This window comes from Sphingobacterium sp. LZ7M1 (assembly GCF_024296865.1).
In the GTDB taxonomy this organism is placed as follows: Bacteria; Bacteroidota; Bacteroidia; order Sphingobacteriales; family Sphingobacteriaceae; genus Sphingobacterium.
This window is the reverse complement of sequence record NZ_CP101134.1, coordinates 2,786,991-2,807,617: the sequence shown is the minus strand read 5'-3', so window position 1 is coordinate 2,807,617 and position 20,627 is coordinate 2,786,991. Positions and strand designations below refer to the sequence as shown.

Below are 20,627 nucleotides of genomic sequence, written 5' to 3'. Positions count from 1 at the left end.
TTAACTTCATTAAGTTTCTATTAATAAATAACCGCTGTTTAATGACAGTTCAGTTTAGGGGCAGAACCATTTCGAATTCTTGGGAAATATCTTTACTTTCAACTACTCTTAATCAATTATTATGAACTGCAAATATTTTGGAGGCATTCCAAACATGTTCCCTAGCAAGTCCTTTCTGCTTTTCTTTCTGTTTTGCTTGTTTTTCCAACCGATCAATGCCCAAGAGAATCGACTGATCGGGCGTTGGGTCCTTGATTTTGTCACCGATGCCAATAAGATGATTTCCGATATACATTCGCCCTTGTTTTCCAATGAAACCATTTATGAAATATCAAAAGATGAATTAAAAATCAACGATCAACCATTTAAGGCCAGATATGATGATCTCAAAAATATTGATATGGTCCACCGATCCCTTTTTTATTCTTTTGACTCAGATTACCTTGTGATACAAGAGCGTGGCGACCCTGATCATATCTTTTATTTTTTGAAAGACTCCATATTCATAAAAACATATCCTGAATTTCATGCAAAATATGCAGAAAGAAACGATGAGAAATTATTGATTGAAGATACCTTTAACAAGGTGAGGTTTACCAGCAATATGGATTTTGCAAGCAGTATGGCATTTTATTCCTCGGAACTAAAAAAGAAGTCAAGATCCGAATTCTTTTGTGAAATTGAATTTGTACTGGATACGAATAATGTAATCAGGGATGTCGTATTTCTAAATCCAGTTGACTTAAAACTGGAAACCGATCTCAGGAAAGCACTGAATAAGATCAGTGGTTTTTTCTTTAACGATTTTAAAGAGAATGTTCTTGTCGTTCAAAGGATCCATTATTCGACTTTCGATAAAAAAGATGTCGGAAAGGAGATCAAAGATGCAATTTCATCGTTCCAACTAGGGGATGACTTATACCAAGAAGGAAAATATGAAGAGGCCTTACCTCATTTAGAAAAAGCGATACAGGTTCCGGTCAATCGAAAACAATTTTTTTACTATAATGATTGCCTTCGAACCTTGGGGATCTGTTATCTGATGCTAAACAGGAACGAGGATGCCTGTAAAGTTTTTAATGATTGGGGAGACAGCTCAAATTTTAATGTCCGTAATTATTTAACGTTCTTTTGTAATAATAAGGTAATTCTCGAACCTCCTGATAAAGAAAGATTGATCGAAAATATCAATTAGATGATTTTTCGGTATCAAATAATTTCATATCTTCCAATATGTCAACACGTAAAACTATTGCCATCGATATGGATGGGGTCTTGGCCAATAACATGGCGCATTATTTAGCTTATCATTTCCAGGAAACAGGAATCCGGATCACTGAAGCCGAGATCCAAGGAAAACCAGAAGCCGAATGCTTTGAGGACCCTGCTGCAGTCTACCGATATTTGGAGAAACCTGATTTCTTTAGGACCCTTCCCCTGAATCCTGATGCCCAAGAAGTGGTCAAGCGTCTGAACGATAATTTTGATGTGTATATCGTTTCGGCAGCAATGGAATTCCCTTGGAGCTTGGTCGAAAAATTTGATTGGTTACAAGAGCATTTCCCATTTATTACTTGGCATCAAGTGGTATTTTGTGGCAATAAGGGCATCATCAAAGCAGACTATATGATCGATGACCATATCTATAATCTACGTTCTTTCTCGGGTACTGGCCTGATATTTAATTGCTATCACAATATCCATGAAACTGGTTTTGAAAGATTGAATGGATGGAAAGATGTGGAGCGATACTTCTTTGGATCATAATCCTTTCTTCAGCGATTTCACAAGGATAATTTTTTATACAAAGGAAAGAGCAACCTCATCAGGTTGCTCTTTCTATGGTTCTATGTTTTCTCAAGTCTACTAGGAGACCTGAACTTCCTGTGCCGGTTTTATTTTGGAAGGATCTTTCTGAAGGATTACCGTTAAGATACCATCCTCAAAACTGGCATGTACATTCCCTAACAAAATCTCATCCTGCAATTGGAAAGCTCTTTCAAACTCACCTAATTGCTGTTCTTGGTAGATATATTTTAATCCTGGCTCTAATTCTGCAGCTTTACAGGTGATTGTCAGGACCTGGTCGGTTATATTTACCTGAAATTGTTCCTTCTTCCTGCCTGCCGCATATACCTGAACCTGGTATAATTCTTCATTTTCTGCAATATTCACTGGGATGTTTGCTTTTTGACTTCTGTTGAAGGGATTTCCTTCATTGAAAAAGTGATTTTGAAAACGGTCAAATTTTCTCTTAAAATTGCTTCGGCAAAAATTTTGCTGAGCTTCTGCGTCTTGGTTATATGTTTCTCTTCTGAACATTTTTATCATTTTTTATTAATTAGTAAATAGGGACAATGCTGGGTTTGCTCGCTCTGTTCACATATTGAACAGGAACTATAGCCTGTGGATTTGCAGTAAGGTAAGGACCGTTTATCGTGCCCTCAAATGCTGCCCTGTAGGCAGGATAGTCTGCATGTTTTCTACGTCTGCTGATTTTGGAATAAACCAAGGTTCCGATGGAAAACAAGATGGTTGTAACCAACAGTACTTTAAAGATTGTTCCGATCAGCAATGTTGCAATACCTGCTATGGCTGTTACTACAAGTAATCTTGGGATTATTAATTGAAATTTATTTTTCATGTTTTTCTTATTTTGTTCTATTTAAAGGCCTTTGATGTAGTAGACGCAGGAACCCATCCTTTTACCTTAAATTATTTTGAAAAATATTCAATTTCCCCCTAGGCAAGCCTAAAACCCACATTTTGAATCAAAGCGGCGCTTCCATTCTTCCCGCAATCTTTCCTTTTCTTCCTCACTTAAGTCGGAACGATCTAGTTCTCTTTGTCGCATTTTACGGCCAAAGCCAGAACCTGGCTTTCCAAAGCCTCTACCAAATAGGAGCTTAGAAAGGATAAACAATCCGAGTGCCTGCCAGTAATCAATGGTTTTCAGACCGAATATCTCGGGCATCAGCTTGTTCCATAGAAATTGAAGCAAGGCAATGAGCAGGAAGAAGAAGATAACAATGGCTATTCCTATAAAGATCTTTTTCCCTTTTCTTTTAGTATTCATTGAGCTATTCATCGCTATTTTTTTTTAAGATTTTAATTCATTATAGAGACCCCGCAACCTTAATCTAAGATGCTTAACCGCATAGCTTTTTCGGCTGATGATGGTCTTGAGGTTTTCATTTTCAAGATTTGCAATTTCCTGTAGGGTCATCTCTTCGATTTCATTAAGGATATACACTTTGCGCTGTTTTTCGGGCAGTTCTTCCAGAGCCTTCATCAGCTCGTCCCAGAAGATATCCTTGAACATCTTGAGTTCGGGATTGTCCGTTTCATCGGCAACCAAGAGATGTGCAATAGGGAAGGAGTCCTCATCGGCAGCTTCGGTAAGCTCGTCCAGCGATTCATCCTTCTTTTTTCGATAACTATCTGTGATTTTATTTCGGGTAACGGAATATAACCATGCCCCAGCATTGCCCAAATCTTCAATATTGGTAACCCTCGAGAATTGATACCAAACCTCCTGCAGGATATCTTCCGCATCGGCAGTCTTTTTCACCCGCGCCTTGACAAAGCGCAGCAACTGGCCGCCATATTCCTTGACAACCTCCGAAAAAGTTTTGGCGTTTTTTTCCGACATACGTTCTAGCTGTGCCTCGTCCATAAAGACAAAGACGAATCAAAAGAGTTTTTACTTTAAAAAATAAAAAAATAAAGGGTTGCAAAATGGCATTTTAAAAACTACTTAATAAAAAAAATCAATAAAGATAGACTTGTTAATTCATTTATTCTATAAAAATCCTTATCATTGGTTACTACCTAATGAATTAATGATGAGCAATCGAAACTTTGGAAATATTAATGGTGTAATTGAAGGAGATAGGTTTGAAAATAGAATGGAGCTGTCAATTAAGAAAGTCCATAAACCTATTCAAGCAGGTATTAGTGGTGCAGCAGCCGAAGGTGCAGATTCTATTGTTGTGTCTGGTGGATATGAAGATGATGAAGATCTTGGAAATCTAATAATTTATACTGGACATGGGGGGAGAAGTGAAGGCTCAAAAGCACAAGTCTCGGATCAAACTTTAACCCGAGGAAATAAAGCCCTTGCTTATTCTTACGAAAATCAATTGCCAGTCAGAGTAATTAGAGGAGCATCAAAACATTCCGAATATGCTCCAGATCATGGATATCGATATGACGGTTTATTTTATGTAACAGATTATTGGCAAGAGAAAGGAAAAAGTGGATTTGTTATTTGGAGATTTAGATTAGAAAAAATAAATAACATTAATCCAATTTCTTTAGCAAAGGAACATATGGAAAATGATTTATTAAGGATTGATGAATTGCCAATAATAGATCAGGTTTCTAGAAAAGAGTATATAATTAGCAGAATAATACGAGAAACAAAGATTTCACAAGGAGTTAAAAGGCTTTACAAAAATACTTGCCAAATTTGTGGAATTAGATTAATTACTGCAGTTTCTTCCTATTCTGAAGCAGCACATATTAAGGGTTTAGGGAAACCTCACAATGGACCAGATTCATTTGAAAATATTCTGTGCCTTTGCCCAAATCATCATACTATGCTTGATTTGGGAATGATTACAATTACTGAAGACTTTCAAATCATTGGTTTTGAAAGAGCAAAATTGAATGTACATCCGGAACATAAAATTAATTTGGATTTTCTAAATTACCATCGAAAACATCATTATAAAGGTGATTTTAATTGAAAACAAAAGCCATGATTTATTTAACTATTTAAGTTTTGGGTTAATAAAATTATGAGTATTAATATATTAAAGAAGTCAACTAATTTTTGAATTAGAAATAATTAATGCAAGGCTTTGTCTTGGTAATAATTATAAAGTCAACATTCTGTCCAATCAACTAATTAATCTTGGCCCATCCTCTCATCCTTTCCATCCTGGTTCAAAACTTCCATCCCATCCATTCCATCCTGTTTCAAACCACCCTTACATCCACAAAACCACCCTCCCCATCCATTCCATCCAAATAAAATGAACTATTTTCTTTCCAGACTGTTCACCCAATGAATACTACCGATAAATAAGCTCGCAAAGGCATTATGAAGAAATAGTATGGACAGCTTACCTTAAGGCAGAAATAGGTAAAATGTCTAAATAATTGACAGCTCCAAATTAATTTTGGGGCTGTTTCTTTAAATAAAAAATGCAGGCATTTTGCCTGCATTCCGTGGGAAAACTAATTAAATTTTCTTTTTGCTTATACGAAGACTCCGAAACTTTTTTGGACCAACTGGGCCAATTTATCTACTGAAATACTAGGTCCAGGATCTTCGGTGCTTGTCCATTCCCGTGTCGCTGGGTTATAGGACAGGATATAATTGATGTTATCGTCCTCAACCACATTGAATGAATGGGTCTTAGGGTCATAAGTCACGCTGAATTGAATCTCACGGCCTTCATGATGATATGCAAAAGTTCTGTTTAAATCCATGTAATTAAAACAAAGAATCAATCATTTGGTTTTTGCAATCTTCTCCTTGAATTCAAAAAAAATAAAACTATTTAGGTTTAGCATTGTTCCTATTATACACACATATTTATTAATTCACTTAAAATAAAAAGCAAATGGATTCATTAGATTTAAAAGGAAGATGGAATATTTTAAAAGGAAAAGTAAAACAGCAATATGCAGATCTAACGGATGACGATTTATTGTATGTTGAAGGAAAAGAAGACGAACTATATGGTAAACTTCAGAAAAAAACGGGTAAAACTCGTGAAGAAGTTCAAACATGGTTAAGAGATTTGGATAAATAATATCCAAAACTCATATAAAGGAAAATGCCCAGCCATACGGTTGGGCATTTTTCATTCTATCCTAATTGTATGTACTTATGCAAAGGAGTTAATGTGATGTTGTTCCATACAAAAGTAAGGCTATTCTTACTTTCTATAAATACCAGTTTTTAGGTAATTATTGTACAGATTTTTGTTAATTTTAACTAAATAAAATCCTGATTATGAATTTACTGTTTATCAATATTGGCTCTATCGAGATTGTTTTTTTGTTAATAGGAGCATTACCGTTTTTTTATACCCTATTTCATATTATCCACAATAAATCCCTAAACGTCAATCAAAAATATCTGTGGACTTTCATTATATTAATTGGAAGTTTACTTGGTATCCTTATTTATTGGTTATGGGGAAGGAAAAATGAAGCTATTGGAACTTAAATTTTCAAGAGCTCAATGATCTTTTCAATTGGTCTACCGATTGCAGCTTTTCCATCCTTGACTACAATCGGTCTTTCTATCAGGACTGGGTTTGCAAGCATAATATCTATCCATTCCTCATCCGATAGGTTTTTATCTTTATAGTTCTCCTTGAATATAACCTCATTCTTACGGATCAAATCCAACGGCTTCATTTTCAGCATAGCTAAGATTTCCTTTAATTCAGCTTTTGATGGAACCTGTTTAAGGTATTCCTGAATTTTGATTTCCTCCTGTCCCTCCTGTAAAAGATTTAAAGTAGCCCTACTTTTACTGCACATGTTGTTATGGTATATCTTGATCATAATCTAATTTTTTTGAAAGCATTTATCATTCAACTCTTCAAAGTTAATCCATAGGATCTGAAATGCAGGTAGGTTTATATAATTCTCTTAGTTACTTTTTCGCGGAAAAGTAACCAAACCGACGAAGGAGCTCACGGATACCAATTCTCTTCGTTACTTTTGAGGCGCAAAAGTAACCAAAACGCTTCGGCTCATTTAAGATGGCTTTTCGCACCATCCACTTCACATGAAAAGAATGCCTTGTTGTCGGGAATATCTTCCTTCAAAATTCTCCCTTTTGATGGAGAATTTTGAAGGAAGCATTCCAAGGCCAATCACATCGCGCAGGACAACGGCATTCTTTCCATTTTTCCGCCATTGGAAATGAGCCGGGAGGCTAAAGGGCTTCCTCAGGAAGGTGAATGTTTGTATTGAGAAACCTCCAACAGGGGTGAAATGTTTTTCTATACCTTTCCTCTGTCACCCTGAGGGCATCCCCGAAGGGTCTCGGAACTATCCATACTTCACTTGAAATAGTTCCCTCATCTTACGATTTCGGGATGACAAACACCTCTAAATAAAATAAAAAATAGATTCTTCGTTTCACTCTGAATCCCTCTTTAGCGCAATTTTATTCTGAACGATCAGTGAGGAATCTGTACGGTTCTCCTCACAGACCGCTTGTCATCCTTAACCGAAGGTTAAGGACCTGTACGCCAATGCTATCTGTAATCGATTATGTCTGTAAAATCCCGAGATCCTTCCTTCGTCAGGACGACAGCAGGGGAGTAACCAATGCCAATTCCCTCGCGGGGGGCCACGACATTCTTTCCATTTTTCCGCCATTGGAAATGAGCCGGGAGGCTAAAGGCTTCCTTCGGAAGATTTTTGCTCGATTATAAGAGGAACCCCCAGCGGGGGTGAAATCTTTATAGAAGCGTGATTTGTCCTTCGGCCAACCCACAGCGTGGGTGAAATATTATTCTATACCTTTCCTATGTCACCCTGAGGGCATCCCCGAAGGGTCTCGGAACTTTCCATACTTCACTTGAAATAGTTCCCTCATCTTACGATTTTGGGATGATAAACACCTCTAAATAAAATAAAAAATAGATTCTTCGTTTCACTCTGAATCCCTCTTTAGCGTAATTTTATTCTGAACGATCAGTGAGGAATCTGTACGGTCCTCCTCACAGACCGCTTGTCATCCTTAACCGAAGGTTAAGGGCCTGTACGCCAATGCTATCTGTAATCGATTATGTCTGTAAAATCCCGAGATCCTTCCTTCGTCAGGATGCCCCCTGAAAAGGAGAGCTTTTTCTGCGATATACTGCCCTTGAAGGGCTGAATTATTTTAGAAATGATATTCAACAAAACAGGAGTAGCGAAAAACTGATGTTCGATTAATCGAACATCAGTTTTTCGCTACATCCAGGCTAACGTGCCATTCCAGCTAAAATAATGAAACCGCGATGGGGGTTCTTTTACTAAAATTTCAAGAGCCTAAATGTTTTCGTTGCTAAAAAGCTGCCATCACCTTTCGATAAATTTTATCAAAATTTTAAACCCTCAGGACGACAGCAGGGGAGGAAAGAAGATGGAGGACCTGTACGCCAATGCCATCCTTAATTAAATAAGTCCATAAAATTCCGAGATCCTTCCTTCGTCAGGTTGACAATCACGTCCAAAAAAAACCGCGATAAAATCAATTTACCGCGATCTTAAAATCTACAAATTATAAAAGCTTGGGTCAAATGCCTCTTTTAGGTTTTTAGGTTCCACTTTTTTCTTATGATTAAGGGCATGACGACTTGTTGATGAAGTGACATAGGCCTGTTGTCTGGTCCGTTGTAGATTGCCTATTGGGCTATTTTCCTCAATGGTCCTGAAAGGGGTAAAGGATAGATTTTCCATGATTTCAAAGTTGCCATCTGCGGGAACTTCCTGTTGAAAAATGCTGATCTTGGCTACCGTTTGAAAGGGCGAAAGCTCTTGATCCCATTCAACTGTCAGATCATTGATCGGCAGTTTGTCCAGATCATTGCAGAGCTGCACCTGCAGTTCAAAGGTCATATCGTTTTTAGCGATCTCCTCAATAATTGCAGAACGATAGGGCCAATCTTCGGATTCTATGTTCACATCTTTCTGTTGAACCCGCTGTTTGGTCTCCTCGGTTGGTTTTACCCTGACCTTAGCCATGTAATCTCCATGCCTCACTGCGCCCATACTATAGAATTCGTATAGAAAGCTATTGATGGCAGGGATCTTTTCAAAGGTTTTTAAGGCATTCAATTCCTTGAGCGCTTCCCAATTTGGAAAAGCCTTTTTATTTTCTGTGGCCCACAATGCGGCAAATTCCAGTTTACCTAAGGCCCCTTTTTCAAAGAAATCGGTCAACTTAAGGAATAGCTTGGAAATAAAGACATAATGTTCAGCCGAATTGCAGAAGAATACCGGATTATTGATCAGGTTATAATCCATATTAGGGGAATCTACCTCGTTAGGTGCCAATTTTTTCCCTGGTATATCAAAGACCTTAATGGCCATACCCTGGGCATTGCCACTTAATTTATCTGGCAGGACCCTTGACGAGCCATTGGAAAATCGGATGACAGCTTCGTGCTTTCCAGGCTGTGAATATACGCCCTGCGCAAGCTCGGGCGGAAGATTTCCCAAGATTTCAAACTCTGCCTTTAGGGCGGCATAGCCATTGGCATGTGCATCTCGGGTGTAATGGTTGATATTGCTCAGTTGCTTGGTTTCCTGGATGTAGTTTTGGATATCCTTATTGATGGTAGCCATATATTCTTCGAAATTCTCTGGGATTTCCTCCAAATCAGGGCTATATTTTATATACTCCTTGTTCATGTTCTATAGTTTAGCATTTTATGAATATTGTGTGATTATTTATGCCAGTTCACTGATCCATTTCAAGGCAGAAAGGCTTGGGATAAAACAATACGCTCCACCTTTTACGATGTTGTAGGTCTGGAGGTTATGGTACCGTTTGACCATGGGATCAGCGGGGACAGTGAACAGTCCATCTTTTTGAACTGATATCAAAGGGTCGGTTTCGGTTCCCAGGTTTTGGGAATTCCCATCGTTTACCCATTGGGCCTGTAAGAATTCCATGGTACCCATTGCATTGGCACTGATGGCGAGGAAATACTGACCACGTTCCTTGCCATCATTCTTGGTAACCTCAGGAGGGACGATATCTCCAAAGGTGACGCTCTTTCGAATGATGCGGTGCAAGCGAACATCTTCCATCACAAAGTTTTTGGAATCCCGAGGATTCATCCTGCGGATATGCGAAGAGAAAGGGCATTTCTTGCCATATTCATCGTGCTTGAATGAAAAATCATTGTTCTTGTGCATATTCTCGCCCAGTTCTTTATCATCCACATCTGGACTTAGGACCAAGGGAGCTCCACTTCGCCAACGGCCTACTGTCTTTGCTGCCAATAGCTCGCCTTCCTCTGGACTATTGCTGTTCTCTTGGATAAACTTATTGAATTCAGCAACCTGGCTTTGGTATTTACGCACTGCCAAAAAAGAACCATTTTTTCCCAGAACTTCCGGTTGAGGAAAAGGAGCGATTACTCCAGCTTCACCCGGATAACCTAAGATAAATTCCCCCGCCTTGATCGGACGGTCATAGCTGGCGGGTAATTCAATGCCGCTGCCCTCAATTTCCGGATTGCTGATGCCATCCCTGAATCCAAAGACATTCTTGACCTCTTCCGTTGCACCAAAATCATGCTGAAACAAGACCTCAATGCCGGATTTCCCCTCCAGCTCTTTCCTGAACTGTTGCAATAATTCTTGCCATGCGTCTGCAGAATCGGCAATTACGGCGGCAGCGACATGGATTTCCTGCTTAAAGGCTTTTTCCCAATGCTTGGGGTCATTGACACCCACATCCTTTAAGAACTTGGCTCGAGCGGCCATGCCTTCCTTGAACGATTCCGGAAAGGAATCCAGGGAGTCTTTCGGTAATCCCAATGCTTCCAATCCTTTATAGGTAAAGGTTAAAAATACGGTAGCCCCTTCGTTTTTGTCCCAATCTTGGGCAGAATGCACCAAGGGTAGGACGGCCTTGATCATTTCCTTTCCTGCTTCGGGAGACTTGATTCGGAGTGCTGCCATCGTCCCATAATAGGGAATGGGTCGGCTACGTAAGATCATGGATTGGATATCCTCCAATTCAATTTCCACCTTGTTCGGATTAAAAATCCTTTTTAAAATCTCAAATGCCATAGCCTAACTTGTATTCGCTTCATCAATTACCTTGTTCAGTCCAGATACGATCTTGTCCTGCCTTCGGATATCGTTCACCGTTAGGTGTGGCACACCAACATACCAACCCGTTGCAGTAATCTGATGATCAATGATAAATTGTTTGACGCTTGGATCCTTGATGCCAGGCCAGCCTTCCACATTTCCAAAGATGATATCCATCAATTCCGGGATTTTGGTCGCAAAATCATCGATATATGCATCCCAATCGCCATCGTAGGCCGTACAGAACAGTATTTTGCTGTCATTGTCCAACAGGACAATCCGCAGGTCATGTAAGGTACCTACGCGAGTTGCCCCGCCAAGATTACCATCGGCAATCTCCATGATTTTCTTTAATCGCTCTCCACCACCAGGTTTTAAATCCGCAATAGCTGTCAGTTCAGACACACGCCCTGAACGAAGACCTTTTTTTCCCGCGGACTCAATAGAATGGTCATAACCATCATTGGCAGCTTCCTTGAAATTGGCAATAATCAGGTCTTTCTTTAGTTTCAAATCTTCTAACATACTCATCGTTTAATCATTTAAATTTTAAAACTCTGTTTCTTATCCTCTTCAAAAAAACAGGTCAATTAATTAAATGTTTTAGAAAATACTTAGTGGTATTATTAAAATATTTGTTTAAACAATTAAAAAACAGGGATATAAACGATATTTACATAGATTTTCGGAAAGCAGGACTAAAGTAAGGAAACCTTAAAGATTAAATTTATTTTCTGCCCATGAATTTTTTATTTCCTTCGGTTCATGCGATTGAGCAATTGCAATTATATTGGGATTTTTTAGCAATATTTATCCTATGGAATGGCAACTTAAGTCAAATCTCTAACGATCTAACCACCTTTTAAATTCAGAGACCTTGTTCTTGCTAATAAGGATTGGGGTTTCACTTTTTGCCGTGGTTTCAATTCGCAGTTGATTCCTCCCATACACCCAGATATTGGAGATCGCTCGGATATTAATGATAAACTGTCGGTTGGCTCTATAGAAGACCTCTTGGTCCAGCTCATTGACAAGCTCATCCAAACTTCCATTGACGCTATAGGTGTTTTGATCAAATGTCCTTGCTATTATAGCATTGTTGTTCAACTCAAAATAGGCGATATCATCGGTATCCAAGGCAATAACCTCATCCCTGATATAGGAGAGGATACGTTTTCGAGTCGGTTTTTTATCGGAGAATTCTTGAGCGATATTGTTCTTTACTGTTTCGAGTTGCTGGTTCATGATCTGTAGGGTATTCACTTGCATGTTGAGTTCTGCAATCTCAGCCTCTTTTTGCTTTTCGTAAGACCTATAGATCAAGCGGATCAATAGGAAGGAAGAGAGGCTAATGAATAAAGTGAAAAGAATTCCACCCACAACAAATTTTAGGAATAGATCCTCTAACTGAGCCTGAACTGCAGCAATATTGGCATGGCTGGCCAGCATCCAATCTGTTCCCTGAACTGGGTAGACACTGACTATTTCGGAACTTCTTTGGCTATCCGAGGGGAATTCCCGGGTGCCAGAGCGTTCCTTTCCTTCCTTCAAGATCTGGCGAAATGAATTCCGTTGACCGGCTATATTGATGGAAGAATTTGAGGCGTCGATCTTTTGTCCGATCAAGGATGGATCGGGGTGGCATAGCTCAATGCCTTGGGTATTATACATGCAGACAAATTCACTCTGCACATCCGTGTTCAGGATGCTTTTCTGAAGGTTCGCAATCACCGTTTCCTTTGCAATCCCAGCATGGATCTGTTGTTCCAACAAAATGCCCAGTTCCCTGATTTCTCTTTTACCGGCACTTTCTTTCTGTTGCAGCAAGGAAGTCTTAGCTTCTTGGTAGTAATAGCTCAATGAGGCCGCAGAAGCCAGAAAAGCCAGCAGAGTTAGGCCTATAAATGTCCATAAGTAATGTTTGGAGCTTTTCATTTTATTTGTTGAGACATTCAAATGTATAGCTTTTGTGAGGGAATCAAAAATTCCTGGACTTAAACCTGATTTAATACTTTCCTTCACGGAACTGGATCCCCTTCAAGGCCAAATATTCACTTTTAGCTTCCATTTTATCCCTTTCAAGCTCCTTGAAGCGGCATTGCTTCAGGTTTCAAGCTAATTTTGAGCCATGAACCATCAATCAGTTAAGATGAAAAGATCACTTTATGTCCCCTTGGTTTTATTTGCGGGAATCATTGTTCTGCAATTTTTGCCCTTTGTAAGAGCGGATTCGGTACAGTCGGATCCAGCAAAACCACTGGCCGGAGTTCCGGAGGAAATCAATGCTATTTTAGAAAAGTCCTGTTTCGATTGTCATTCCTCCCAAAGCAATCTCAGTTGGTATGATAAAATCGTACCCTTAGATTATTTTGTCAATGGCCATATCGCAAAGGGTAGGGCAGCATTGGATTTCTCAAAGTGGGATTCCTTAGAAAACCCGGCCAGAAACAATCTCCTCTATTATAGCTTGAATAAAATATTGGAGGGTGAAATGCCCCTGAAATCATATAGCTATATACATGGGGATAACAAACCCACAGAGAATGATATCGCAATCCTAAAAAGGTATTTGACTGAGCGTACGCCTAGGAAAGCATTTGATCCCGCACTGGTTTTAGATAGCAATAAAAACCTCAATTCCCCAAAAGCGGTGGAAAAAATGATTGTTGCTCCGAATGCCAATGGAATCGAGTATATCCCTGATTATAAAGATTGGAAGCTGATCAGTTTTTCAGACCGATTTGATAATGCTACGATGAGGCTCATCTATGCCAATGATATCGCCGTAAAGGCCATTGAGGAGAATCGGGTTAAACCTTGGCCTGATGGAGCCATTTTTGCAAAAGCAGCATGGAAATCAAGGAGCAATGCGGACGGAACGCTATCAACCGGGGAGTTCTTTCAGGTAGAATTTATGATCAAGGATGCCCAGAAATTCAAAAGCAGCTTGGGTTGGGGCTGGGCAAGATGGCGGGGAAAAGACCTGAAACCGTATGGTGGAAAAGCGATTTTAACGACGGAATGTACCAACTGCCATAAACCACTCAAAGAAAGCGATTATGTTTTTACTAGACCTTTTCTGCTTAAGAACCTTAATTAAATCCTACCATGAAACATTTCCTATACATCTTGATTTCCTTCTTGTCTGTCCTTCAAATTAGCTGTAAGGACCATGCTGATCGTTTGCTGAACCGAGAAGCCTCCATAATAAGTCTTGGGAAACTGCCTGAAAACCCTTTGCTTTTGCATGCCATAACCCTTTCAAATAATCCAAAGGACAGCTGTATGTCGGTAATTTATGCCAATGATTTAGCTTGGCAGGAAATAAAAAATTTAAATCGACATAAATTTCCTGAAAAAGCTAACATTTATCAAGTATCTTGGGCAGTAGAAAATGACAAGGAATGGTTCGGCGTCCTAACGCCCAAAAGAATAGTACAGGTCGAACAGATTGAATTCCTTAAAGATTTTAAGTATCAGTACCGCCAATATCTGGATGAAGATTTAGATTCTAAATCAGAGCCTGGAAAGAAAAATAGGGCTGAAATAATACTTGAAAAACTGAAAAACTTAGAAAAATAATCCTTCGATAAAAAATTTCAATTTCCATCAGAATTTCTTGGTCTCATCCCAGTCTCATTCGAGACACATTCCGAATTTTCCGAATGTGTCTCGAATGAGAGTAAAACAAAGTCAAAATAAAATGTCTGATCAAAAACCAATTTTAAATGAAAAATTGCTACGCATCAAGGAAAATTCCATTTGTTAATTGAAGAATTCTTCCTTTTATCATTCCCTGGACCAATCAGGTATATATTCTGAAATTAATAGTCATTTCTAAATAGCCCATCAGAAGAAAATACTGCAATAAAGTCTGAGCAGCTATTAATTGTTTAAAAAATTTAAAAAAGATATTTAAATAATATTGGAGAAATGGTCAGCATAACTTTGGGCCGTTTTGACGCAATGGATATGAGCAAAAATCAGCATTCGTTTTTTCTTATTTACCGCTATGATAGACATAGGTATCTGAAGGAATATTCCCTAATCCTAGAGCTGCAGGATTTACTGCCTCTTTCTGGCATGTCTTTCAAGTATCGCTTTGGGCATTGCAGTCAAAAATATCGATTGATACCTAGGTTCGATGGGCCAAATGGTTGGAAATTAATATACTTTCAGGTAGCAGCATGCAGAAAAGATAAAGTAATTGCTGCAATGATAGCTGAGTCCAATAAGTACTTAATACATTTATTTCAATTTCTTAACGTAAAAGCCACGCAATGTGTTTAATTAAAAATTAAATTTGGCCCATTAGGATAGAGTAGCGAGGGGTTAGTACATGATAGAAATCAAATCATAATATATGAACGAAAATCCATCCAGACCAAGATTCAATGAATTGCTGCGGGTGAGAAGGTTGTTGGAAAAAATGTATGAAACGTTAGTCGATCATACCGAGATTTCCCGAACAAACAGTGAATTTTTTAAAAGTACCCAACTTTTTAACTCCCAAACCAAAAACATTAAACCAATTCCTGATAACTCACTTATTGATGTTGATGATCTGATTAAACTGCTAAAAATAAGTAAATCAACCTATTATAGGATGAAAAATGACCATATTATAAAACCCATTAAAATTGGTGGAAGAGATTATTTTACAATTGAAGAAATCAATAGATTGCTGGGAAGAAAGAGATAGGAGATGAAAGGATAATTTTATTATTAAAAGTGGCCATTTTTTATGGCCATTAATTTAACATACAATATTATTTTAAAATGAATTGAAATAATGCCAAATTCTATGATTCTTCAATGATTTGTAGGGGTATAAAAAGAATTTTCTTCAAAAAACAAATATCATCCATAGCTGTTTCCTCAAATAAATTCATTAAATTAGTTTAAACTAACCAAAACACATCGCTATGAAACTCAACAATATCAGGTTAATGGTCAGGGACTTTGACAGTTGCTTTACATTTTACAAGGAGACTTTAGGTCTGGAATGTGCACATGGGGATGTGGGGGAGGTTTACGCCAGTTTTAACATTGGGATTCCTGGGGGCTTGGCGCTTTTTAAGTCGGAGTTGATGAATATGGCCTTGGGTATTTCGGCGATGGAGAACAGGCGTGGGTCGAATGATCAATTTGCCTTGATCTTGGAGGTTGATGATGTTGATGCATCTTTTGAGGACTTAAAGAAAAAGGGCATTGATTTTATTACGGTTCCGATGGATATGGATGACTGGGGGATTCGGGTTGCCCATTTCCGCGATCCAGAGAGTAACCTGATCGAAATCTATACCGAGCTAAAGGGTTAAATATTCTGAGCTTTTCATTATAGGATCTTAGGCCGTCTCTTCTTTTATAAATTGACTACTGCTAGCTATTGCTATTTCTGCATTTCCTGCGGAAATTTAAGGGATATGTCTTAACGATTCCGATATGAAAGCTGCTGAAGCAAAGTCAGTGGCAAGTCCTGCCAAATCGAGCAGCTCTTTTTTCTCTAAAGGGGCTGATTCTTCATTTTTTTGCGATAGTGCCACCCATGCTGATTTCTTTCAGAGGAAGTCGGAGAGCTCTTCATTTTTTGTTCAGCCGAAGTTGAATGTTTCTGAGCCGAATGACCGGTATGAGAAGGAGGCCGATGCTACTGCCGATCGGGTAGTTCAGAAGATGGAAGAGAAGGAAAACGCGGGAAAGGAGAAGGATGAGCTGAAACCTTCGATTACACCATTGGTTCAGAGAAAATGTGATCAATGTGCGCAGGAGGAAAAGCTGCAACGCAAGGAAACAGGGAATGAAGAGGTTCAGTTGAAGGAGGAAGACAAAGATAAAAGCAAGCGGAAAGAGCAGGATCGGGAGGATAAAACGCTTCAGAAACAGGCGGATGCTAATGAGAGCCAGATGAGCGTAGTCCTGGAAGATGGGAAAAGGCGGGAGATGAAACTGCGGCCTCAAAATCGGCGAACCTTAAGGAACAGATCTAGACATCAGCTTCAAAATGAATCCGAGGTTAGAAGAGCGGTAAACTTGGAACGTAAGGCTGATGAAAGGGAAAGGGATAATACGATGCAGCGAAAGGCTAACAGCCTGAATGCATTCAGGAATAAGGCTCAGACGTCAGTAGAGAATAACCTATCTGCTTCGAAAGGAGCGGGTCGTCCATTGCCGGAGGCTTTATTGAGGCAGATGGAAAATTCCTTTGGGGTTGACTTTTCGCAGGTTCGGATCCATGATCATAGCATGGCGGTTCAAATGAGTAGGGATCTGCATGCGCAGGCCTTCACCCATGGGAATGATATTTATTTTAATACAGGAAAGTTTGATGTGAACAGTCATGCGGGCATGCATCTCTTGGCCCATGAACTGACCCATACCATACAGCAGGGCGGGGCAAGACCGAAGCAGGTGCAGCAAAAGTCTGCCCATACTGCTGGCCCTAATCCAGCACATGCGGCAGTAAATCCGAGTTTGAGCAGTACGGATAAGAAAATTGCCAAGCAGGATGAGGAGGATGGCTTTTTAATGGAGCAGGCCAAAGAGGCCCTTTGGTCCCTGCTGAGGGAGGCTTCGCCTGAGGTCTACGACATATTTAGGGTACAGGGTTTCAGCAATTGGGCGAAGGGGAAAGTAGCCGACTTTGTGAACAGCACCGTGAATACCTTTAGTGAACCGATTCGGTTGGGAGCTTCCATTATCAGTCTGATCAAGACCAATTTCCATCTTTTCAGGGCTTGGATGGTTACGGCCATTGAGCGCTTGAAACAGGGGGACTGTTCGCCATTTGTGGAAGCGACAGACTTTATCAACAATATATTGGAAGGGATTGCAGATCCCGTTCTCGATAGGATCAAGACCTTTTTGGCTCCGATCAAGCGATTTATCGACCATGTATGGAACGATATCGGGAAGCCGATCTGGGATTTTGTCTCCAGGATCTTCGGCAGGATCTGGGATGGTATCAAATGGGTAGCGGAAAGGATATGGAACCATATTCAGACCGTTATTTCGGTCTATGCGGATATATGGCATTGGTTTGCCAGGGCGATAGGTTTTGAAGGTGATGATCAGGATAGTCTTTGGGAACAGGTAAAAAGGAAGGTCCTGAGTCTATGGGAAGAGGTGAAGCAAGCCTTGGAACCTTATAAAACCCAATTGATGATATTGGGTGGCATTATTCTGCTGTTATCTCCTGCGGGGCCATTTATTGTTGCTGGAGCTATGATAACCGGCATTATGTATGCGGTATCAAGGATCAGGCATTATATCATACATCGGGATGCCATCATTCGAGAAAGAGGTTTTATCAATGGGGTATTGATTCCGGGCCTGTTTCAGGCGATCCAAAGTTTGAGTACTTTCTTGCGCGCTAAGATCGCAATGATCAGCGGTACTTTGCATACGGCAGTAATTTCCTTGCAAAGTATCCCGCAGGATGTTTCTGCCTTGATGCTTACGGCTATCAATATGGCGGTGAATTGGTTGACGGAAAAGTTTGTGGAGTTGGAAGCATGGGCGAATGTACAGGCTACCCAGCTGATCGTCAATCTGCAGCTTGCCTTTGCTCGGATCAGGATATTCTTACAACCGATCACGAGAATATTGGCAAAGATAGGCCGTGCGATGACCAATTATATTCAATTGGGATTCTTGATCTTGGATGACCTCTTCCATAGGATCCCGAAATGTATACGGGATAAAATAATTGCATTTTTTGTGAAATATATATTTAAGCATATTCCATTGCTCCGGGAGGTTCAGGATGTGGAAGGTGCTTGGACCGCCATGCGGACCCGGTGCATGCTCATACTGAACATGATGTTTGTCCATGGAGATGTAAAGGGAGCATTATGGGAGGTGTTTAATCTGTTGCTCGAGGTATTAAGGTTTCCAGCTGAGTTGGCAGTCAGAGTCTTCAATAAAGCCTTTGAAGTATTTGACAGTATCATCGAAAGGCCTAGGGTATTCTTTGTGAATATGCTGCAGACGGCCAAGCTGGGCTTTATCGGTTTCTTTGAGCGTAAATGGACCCATCTAAGGGAAGGATTTACGACCTGGCTGTTTGATGCCGTCCAAGGAAGTCCGATCTATATACCTAGGGCCTTTAATTTTACGGAGATCTTCAGGATGTTGGGCAGTCTGTTCAGTGTGGGAATGGAAAAGGTCTATCGGAGCATTGAGCGGAAAAGAGGGGCAGAATTGGCTGCAAGGGTAAGGCTGTGGATCAGTAGGATCGGTCGTGCCGCCGGACAGGCCTGGAGTTGGGTTGTTGCCCTGCATGAGCACAGCTTGGATGAGATCATTACGATGATCCGGGATCGTGGAGCTGAACTGTTGCAGACCTTGGTGGATTCGGTTATCGACTGGCTAGTGAGCAATATTATCACCCGGGTAAGTGCAAGGCTGGTCAGCATGTTGGATCCTACGGGTATCATGGCGGTAGTCAATTCCATAGTTACTTTTTATCGGGCAGTCGAAACAGCGATCGATAGGGCGAGGGAGATCTTGGAATTGGTAGAAGGCGTGCTGGATAATGTGGGGGAAGTAATGGCAGGTACCTTTATGAATGCCGCATTGCGTTTTGAAAACAATTTGCAGCGGGCAATACCGTTGTTCTTGGAGTTTTTGTCCAATCAGGTCAGCATGAGTCGGGTCGGAAGAAGGATTAGGGAAATGGCTACCCGAGCTGAGGAATGGATCGATGAGAAAATCGATTGGTTGGTAGACCGATTGTTGGCGGCCGGAGATTGGCTGGTCGACAGGGGTAGGGAAGCCATAGCAGCACTGGTTGGCTGGTGGACCGCGATGAAATCCTTCAGGGCCAGAGATGGTAGGGACCATGAGCTTTATTTTGATGGTGAAGAAGAGAATGCGACTTTGATGGTTGCCAGTAGAAGGGGGACCACATTTGAAAGTTTTATCCGTAATGTGCCTGTTGCCAATGATGATGACAAGCGAAGGGCACAGCAAGCGGCCTTACCTATAGCCCAGGAAATAGACCGGGAAAAAATGAACTTTATTCCTCGCACATTGCCTCCAGAAGAAAGACGGGCTGCCTTTTTAGCTAAAAAGGCCAGGTTGGATAGTCTGTTGAATAACCTTTCTGAACATGTCGCTATTTTGATCTCTGAGGGCGATCTGCCGGATGGTAGCTATGAAAATCCGATTGCAATCCGCTGGACCAAACGCGGGCATGTGCTTGCGATAACCGATCTGATTCCGAAAGATTCTTTATGGCGAAGTAGAGGCATGGTCCCACCAGATCCTATAGAATCAGCGCCAGCTGATCGTAAGACCCGTGTGGAGCTTCCGCCGACCACGAGAAGGGGCTATAGTGGCAGGAATGAAATGCCAGGCGAAGGGACTGAGTTTATTATGATTGGGGTGGACAGTGAGAACTTTGTGCGGATAGGGGATAAATTGCAACGGAGTTCAACTTCAGGTTCGGGTGCCGAAAAGGATAGGTTCAGGAGGTTGATGACAGAGAATTATCACTTGACCTTATCGGGTTATGATTTTGACCATGTTAAGGACCTAGGCTTTGGCGGACGCGATCAGGTTGCCAACCTGTGGCCATTGCAGAATGACCTGAATCGGAATTGGGGTAATTTTGTCTATAGGCAAACAGTCTCTTATCGGGATGCTGAAGGTAGGCCACAGGTTAGTACGCCTATGGATCTAAGGAATAAATGGTTTGTTGTCAATGAAATTGGGGATATATAAAAAAAGTGGCTGCTAGATCTAGCAGCCACTGGAAAACGATAATTCATTTT

At 40.4% G+C, this 20,627-nt stretch carries 20 protein-coding genes; 10 read left to right on the top strand and 10 right to left on the bottom strand.

The genetic code is table 11. The annotated features are described in order from the left end of the window. Window positions 1-121: 121 nt before the first annotated feature. Complete coding sequence (locus NMK93_RS12140) at window positions 122-1,195, top strand: tol-pal system YbgF family protein (RefSeq protein ID WP_254527574.1); 1,074 nt, start codon at window positions 122-124, stop codon at window positions 1,193-1,195. 38 nt (window positions 1,196-1,233) lie between these two features. Further along, the gene (locus NMK93_RS12135; RefSeq protein WP_185216735.1) at window positions 1,234-1,767 is read left to right on the top strand and encodes a 5'(3')-deoxyribonucleotidase; all 534 of its coding nucleotides are present in this window, start codon (window positions 1,234-1,236) and stop codon (window positions 1,765-1,767) included. A gap of 99 nt (window positions 1,768-1,866) precedes the next feature. Here the strand turns inward: NMK93_RS12135 and NMK93_RS12130 are convergent, their stop codons facing one another. The 4 genes from NMK93_RS12130 to NMK93_RS12115 form a co-directional block, all read right to left on the bottom strand. Continuing rightward, the gene (locus NMK93_RS12130; RefSeq protein WP_185216733.1) at window positions 1,867-2,322 is read right to left on the bottom strand and encodes an Hsp20/alpha crystallin family protein; all 456 of its coding nucleotides are present in this window, start codon (window positions 2,320-2,322) and stop codon (window positions 1,867-1,869) included. A gap of 19 nt (window positions 2,323-2,341) precedes the next feature. Continuing rightward, entirely contained in the window at window positions 2,342-2,644 is a 303-nt protein-coding gene (locus NMK93_RS12125; protein ID WP_185216731.1) for a hypothetical protein, read from the bottom strand. 108 nt (window positions 2,645-2,752) lie between these two features. Then, the gene (locus NMK93_RS12120) at window positions 2,753-3,076 is read right to left on the bottom strand and encodes a hypothetical protein (protein ID WP_214656435.1); all 324 of its coding nucleotides are present in this window, start codon (window positions 3,074-3,076) and stop codon (window positions 2,753-2,755) included. Window positions 3,077-3,100: 24 nt separating this feature from the next. Then, the gene (locus NMK93_RS12115) at window positions 3,101-3,652 is read right to left on the bottom strand and encodes an RNA polymerase sigma factor (protein ID WP_185216728.1); all 552 of its coding nucleotides are present in this window, start codon (window positions 3,650-3,652) and stop codon (window positions 3,101-3,103) included. A 133-nt stretch (window positions 3,653-3,785) separates the two neighbouring features. Between NMK93_RS12115 and NMK93_RS12110 the strand changes: the two genes are divergently transcribed. Next, a complete protein-coding gene (locus NMK93_RS12110) occupies window positions 3,786-4,751 on the top strand; it encodes a YDG/SRA domain-containing protein (RefSeq protein WP_254527573.1) in 966 nt (321 codons plus the stop codon). Between the two features lie 514 nt (window positions 4,752-5,265). Here the strand turns inward: NMK93_RS12110 and NMK93_RS12105 are convergent. Next, window positions 5,266-5,499 (bottom strand): hypothetical protein, encoded by a 234-nt coding sequence (locus NMK93_RS12105; RefSeq protein ID WP_185212522.1) that lies wholly within the window; start codon window positions 5,497-5,499, stop codon window positions 5,266-5,268. A gap of 134 nt (window positions 5,500-5,633) precedes the next feature. Between NMK93_RS12105 and NMK93_RS12100 the strand changes: the two genes are divergently transcribed. Both NMK93_RS12100 and NMK93_RS19820 read left to right on the top strand, forming a co-directional pair. Further along, entirely contained in the window at window positions 5,634-5,825 is a 192-nt protein-coding gene (locus NMK93_RS12100; protein WP_093097249.1) for a CsbD family protein, read from the top strand. A gap of 203 nt (window positions 5,826-6,028) precedes the next feature. Further along, window positions 6,029-6,244, top strand: a complete 216-nt coding sequence (locus NMK93_RS19820; RefSeq protein WP_368041466.1) for a PLDc N-terminal domain-containing protein — start codon at window positions 6,029-6,031, stop codon at window positions 6,242-6,244. On the opposite strand, the gene arsC is transcribed toward NMK93_RS19820, so the two are convergent. The 5 genes from arsC to NMK93_RS12075 all read right to left on the bottom strand — a co-directional run bounded on the left by arsC (window position 6,241) and on the right by NMK93_RS12075 (window position 12,786). Next, window positions 6,241-6,588, bottom strand: coding sequence for an arsenate reductase (glutaredoxin) (arsC, locus tag NMK93_RS12095; protein WP_254527572.1), 348 nt, complete (start codon window positions 6,586-6,588; stop codon window positions 6,241-6,243). The two genes, NMK93_RS19820 and arsC, sit on opposite strands and share 4 nt — an antisense overlap. 1,707 nt (window positions 6,589-8,295) lie before the next feature. Next, window positions 8,296-9,435: a catalase family protein gene (locus NMK93_RS12090; RefSeq protein ID WP_254527571.1), complete on the bottom strand. Its 1,140-nt coding sequence runs from the start codon at window positions 9,433-9,435 to the stop codon at window positions 8,296-8,298. Between the two features lie 39 nt (window positions 9,436-9,474). Beyond that, the gene (locus tag NMK93_RS12085; protein ID WP_254527570.1) at window positions 9,475-10,827 is read right to left on the bottom strand and encodes a Dyp-type peroxidase; all 1,353 of its coding nucleotides are present in this window, start codon (window positions 10,825-10,827) and stop codon (window positions 9,475-9,477) included. A gap of 3 nt (window positions 10,828-10,830) precedes the next feature. Then, window positions 10,831-11,382 (bottom strand): hypothetical protein, encoded by a 552-nt coding sequence (locus NMK93_RS12080; protein ID WP_254527564.1) that lies wholly within the window; start codon window positions 11,380-11,382, stop codon window positions 10,831-10,833. A 312-nt stretch (window positions 11,383-11,694) separates the two neighbouring features. Beyond that, window positions 11,695-12,786, bottom strand: a complete 1,092-nt coding sequence (locus tag NMK93_RS12075) for a LytTR family transcriptional regulator (protein WP_254527558.1) — start codon at window positions 12,784-12,786, stop codon at window positions 11,695-11,697. Window positions 12,787-13,000: 214 nt separating this feature from the next. Here NMK93_RS12075 and NMK93_RS12070 point away from each other — a divergent pair, with 214 nt between their 5' ends. The 5 genes from NMK93_RS12070 to NMK93_RS12050 all read left to right on the top strand — a co-directional run bounded on the left by NMK93_RS12070 (window position 13,001) and on the right by NMK93_RS12050 (window position 20,577). Then, window positions 13,001-13,951 (top strand): cytochrome P460 family protein, encoded by a 951-nt coding sequence (locus tag NMK93_RS12070; protein WP_254527556.1) that lies wholly within the window; start codon window positions 13,001-13,003, stop codon window positions 13,949-13,951. Between the two features lie 8 nt (window positions 13,952-13,959). Further along, window positions 13,960-14,433 (top strand): cytochrome P460 family protein, encoded by a 474-nt coding sequence (locus NMK93_RS12065; protein ID WP_254527553.1) that lies wholly within the window; start codon window positions 13,960-13,962, stop codon window positions 14,431-14,433. A gap of 781 nt (window positions 14,434-15,214) precedes the next feature. After that, window positions 15,215-15,553, top strand: coding sequence for a helix-turn-helix domain-containing protein (locus NMK93_RS12060; RefSeq protein ID WP_185212513.1), 339 nt, complete (start codon window positions 15,215-15,217; stop codon window positions 15,551-15,553). Window positions 15,554-15,776: 223 nt separating this feature from the next. Continuing rightward, window positions 15,777-16,172, top strand: a complete 396-nt coding sequence (locus tag NMK93_RS12055; RefSeq protein ID WP_254527551.1) for a VOC family protein — start codon at window positions 15,777-15,779, stop codon at window positions 16,170-16,172. A gap of 124 nt (window positions 16,173-16,296) precedes the next feature. Beyond that, a complete protein-coding gene (locus tag NMK93_RS12050; RefSeq protein ID WP_254527549.1) occupies window positions 16,297-20,577 on the top strand; it encodes a DUF4157 domain-containing protein in 4,281 nt (1,426 codons plus the stop codon). Window positions 20,578-20,627: the final 50 nt, after the last annotated feature.

What these genes read in the sequence shown, in the direction of transcription:
- NMK93_RS12140 (WP_254527574.1), top strand. Translation starts at nt 122, where the DNA reads ATGAACTGCAAATATTTTGGAGGCATTCCAAACATGTTCCCTAGCAAG.
- NMK93_RS12135 (WP_185216735.1), top strand. Translation starts at nt 1,234, where the DNA reads ATGTCAACACGTAAAACTATTGCCATCGATATGGATGGGGTCTTGGCC.
- NMK93_RS12130 (WP_185216733.1), bottom strand. Translation starts at nt 2,322, where the DNA reads ATGTTCAGAAGAGAAACATATAACCAAGACGCAGAAGCTCAGCAAAAT.
- NMK93_RS12125 (WP_185216731.1), bottom strand. Translation starts at nt 2,644, where the DNA reads ATGAAAAATAAATTTCAATTAATAATCCCAAGATTACTTGTAGTAACA.
- NMK93_RS12120 (WP_214656435.1), bottom strand. Translation starts at nt 3,076, where the DNA reads ATGAATACTAAAAGAAAAGGGAAAAAGATCTTTATAGGAATAGCCATT.
- NMK93_RS12115 (WP_185216728.1), bottom strand. Translation starts at nt 3,652, where the DNA reads ATGTCGGAAAAAAACGCCAAAACTTTTTCGGAGGTTGTCAAGGAATAT.
- NMK93_RS12105 (WP_185212522.1), bottom strand. Translation starts at nt 5,499, where the DNA reads ATGGATTTAAACAGAACTTTTGCATATCATCATGAAGGCCGTGAGATT.
- NMK93_RS12100 (WP_093097249.1), top strand. Translation starts at nt 5,634, where the DNA reads ATGGATTCATTAGATTTAAAAGGAAGATGGAATATTTTAAAAGGAAAA.
- NMK93_RS19820 (WP_368041466.1), top strand. Translation starts at nt 6,029, where the DNA reads ATGAATTTACTGTTTATCAATATTGGCTCTATCGAGATTGTTTTTTTG.
- arsC (WP_254527572.1), bottom strand. Translation starts at nt 6,588, where the DNA reads ATGATCAAGATATACCATAACAACATGTGCAGTAAAAGTAGGGCTACT.
- NMK93_RS12090 (WP_254527571.1), bottom strand. Translation starts at nt 9,435, where the DNA reads ATGAACAAGGAGTATATAAAATATAGCCCTGATTTGGAGGAAATCCCA.
- NMK93_RS12085 (WP_254527570.1), bottom strand. Translation starts at nt 10,827, where the DNA reads ATGGCATTTGAGATTTTAAAAAGGATTTTTAATCCGAACAAGGTGGAA.
- NMK93_RS12080 (WP_254527564.1), bottom strand. Translation starts at nt 11,382, where the DNA reads ATGAGTATGTTAGAAGATTTGAAACTAAAGAAAGACCTGATTATTGCC.
- NMK93_RS12075 (WP_254527558.1), bottom strand. Translation starts at nt 12,786, where the DNA reads ATGAAAAGCTCCAAACATTACTTATGGACATTTATAGGCCTAACTCTG.
- NMK93_RS12070 (WP_254527556.1), top strand. Translation starts at nt 13,001, where the DNA reads ATGAAAAGATCACTTTATGTCCCCTTGGTTTTATTTGCGGGAATCATT.
- NMK93_RS12065 (WP_254527553.1), top strand. Translation starts at nt 13,960, where the DNA reads ATGAAACATTTCCTATACATCTTGATTTCCTTCTTGTCTGTCCTTCAA.
- NMK93_RS12060 (WP_185212513.1), top strand. Translation starts at nt 15,215, where the DNA reads ATGAACGAAAATCCATCCAGACCAAGATTCAATGAATTGCTGCGGGTG.
- NMK93_RS12055 (WP_254527551.1), top strand. Translation starts at nt 15,777, where the DNA reads ATGAAACTCAACAATATCAGGTTAATGGTCAGGGACTTTGACAGTTGC.
- NMK93_RS12050 (WP_254527549.1), top strand. Translation starts at nt 16,297, where the DNA reads ATGAAAGCTGCTGAAGCAAAGTCAGTGGCAAGTCCTGCCAAATCGAGC.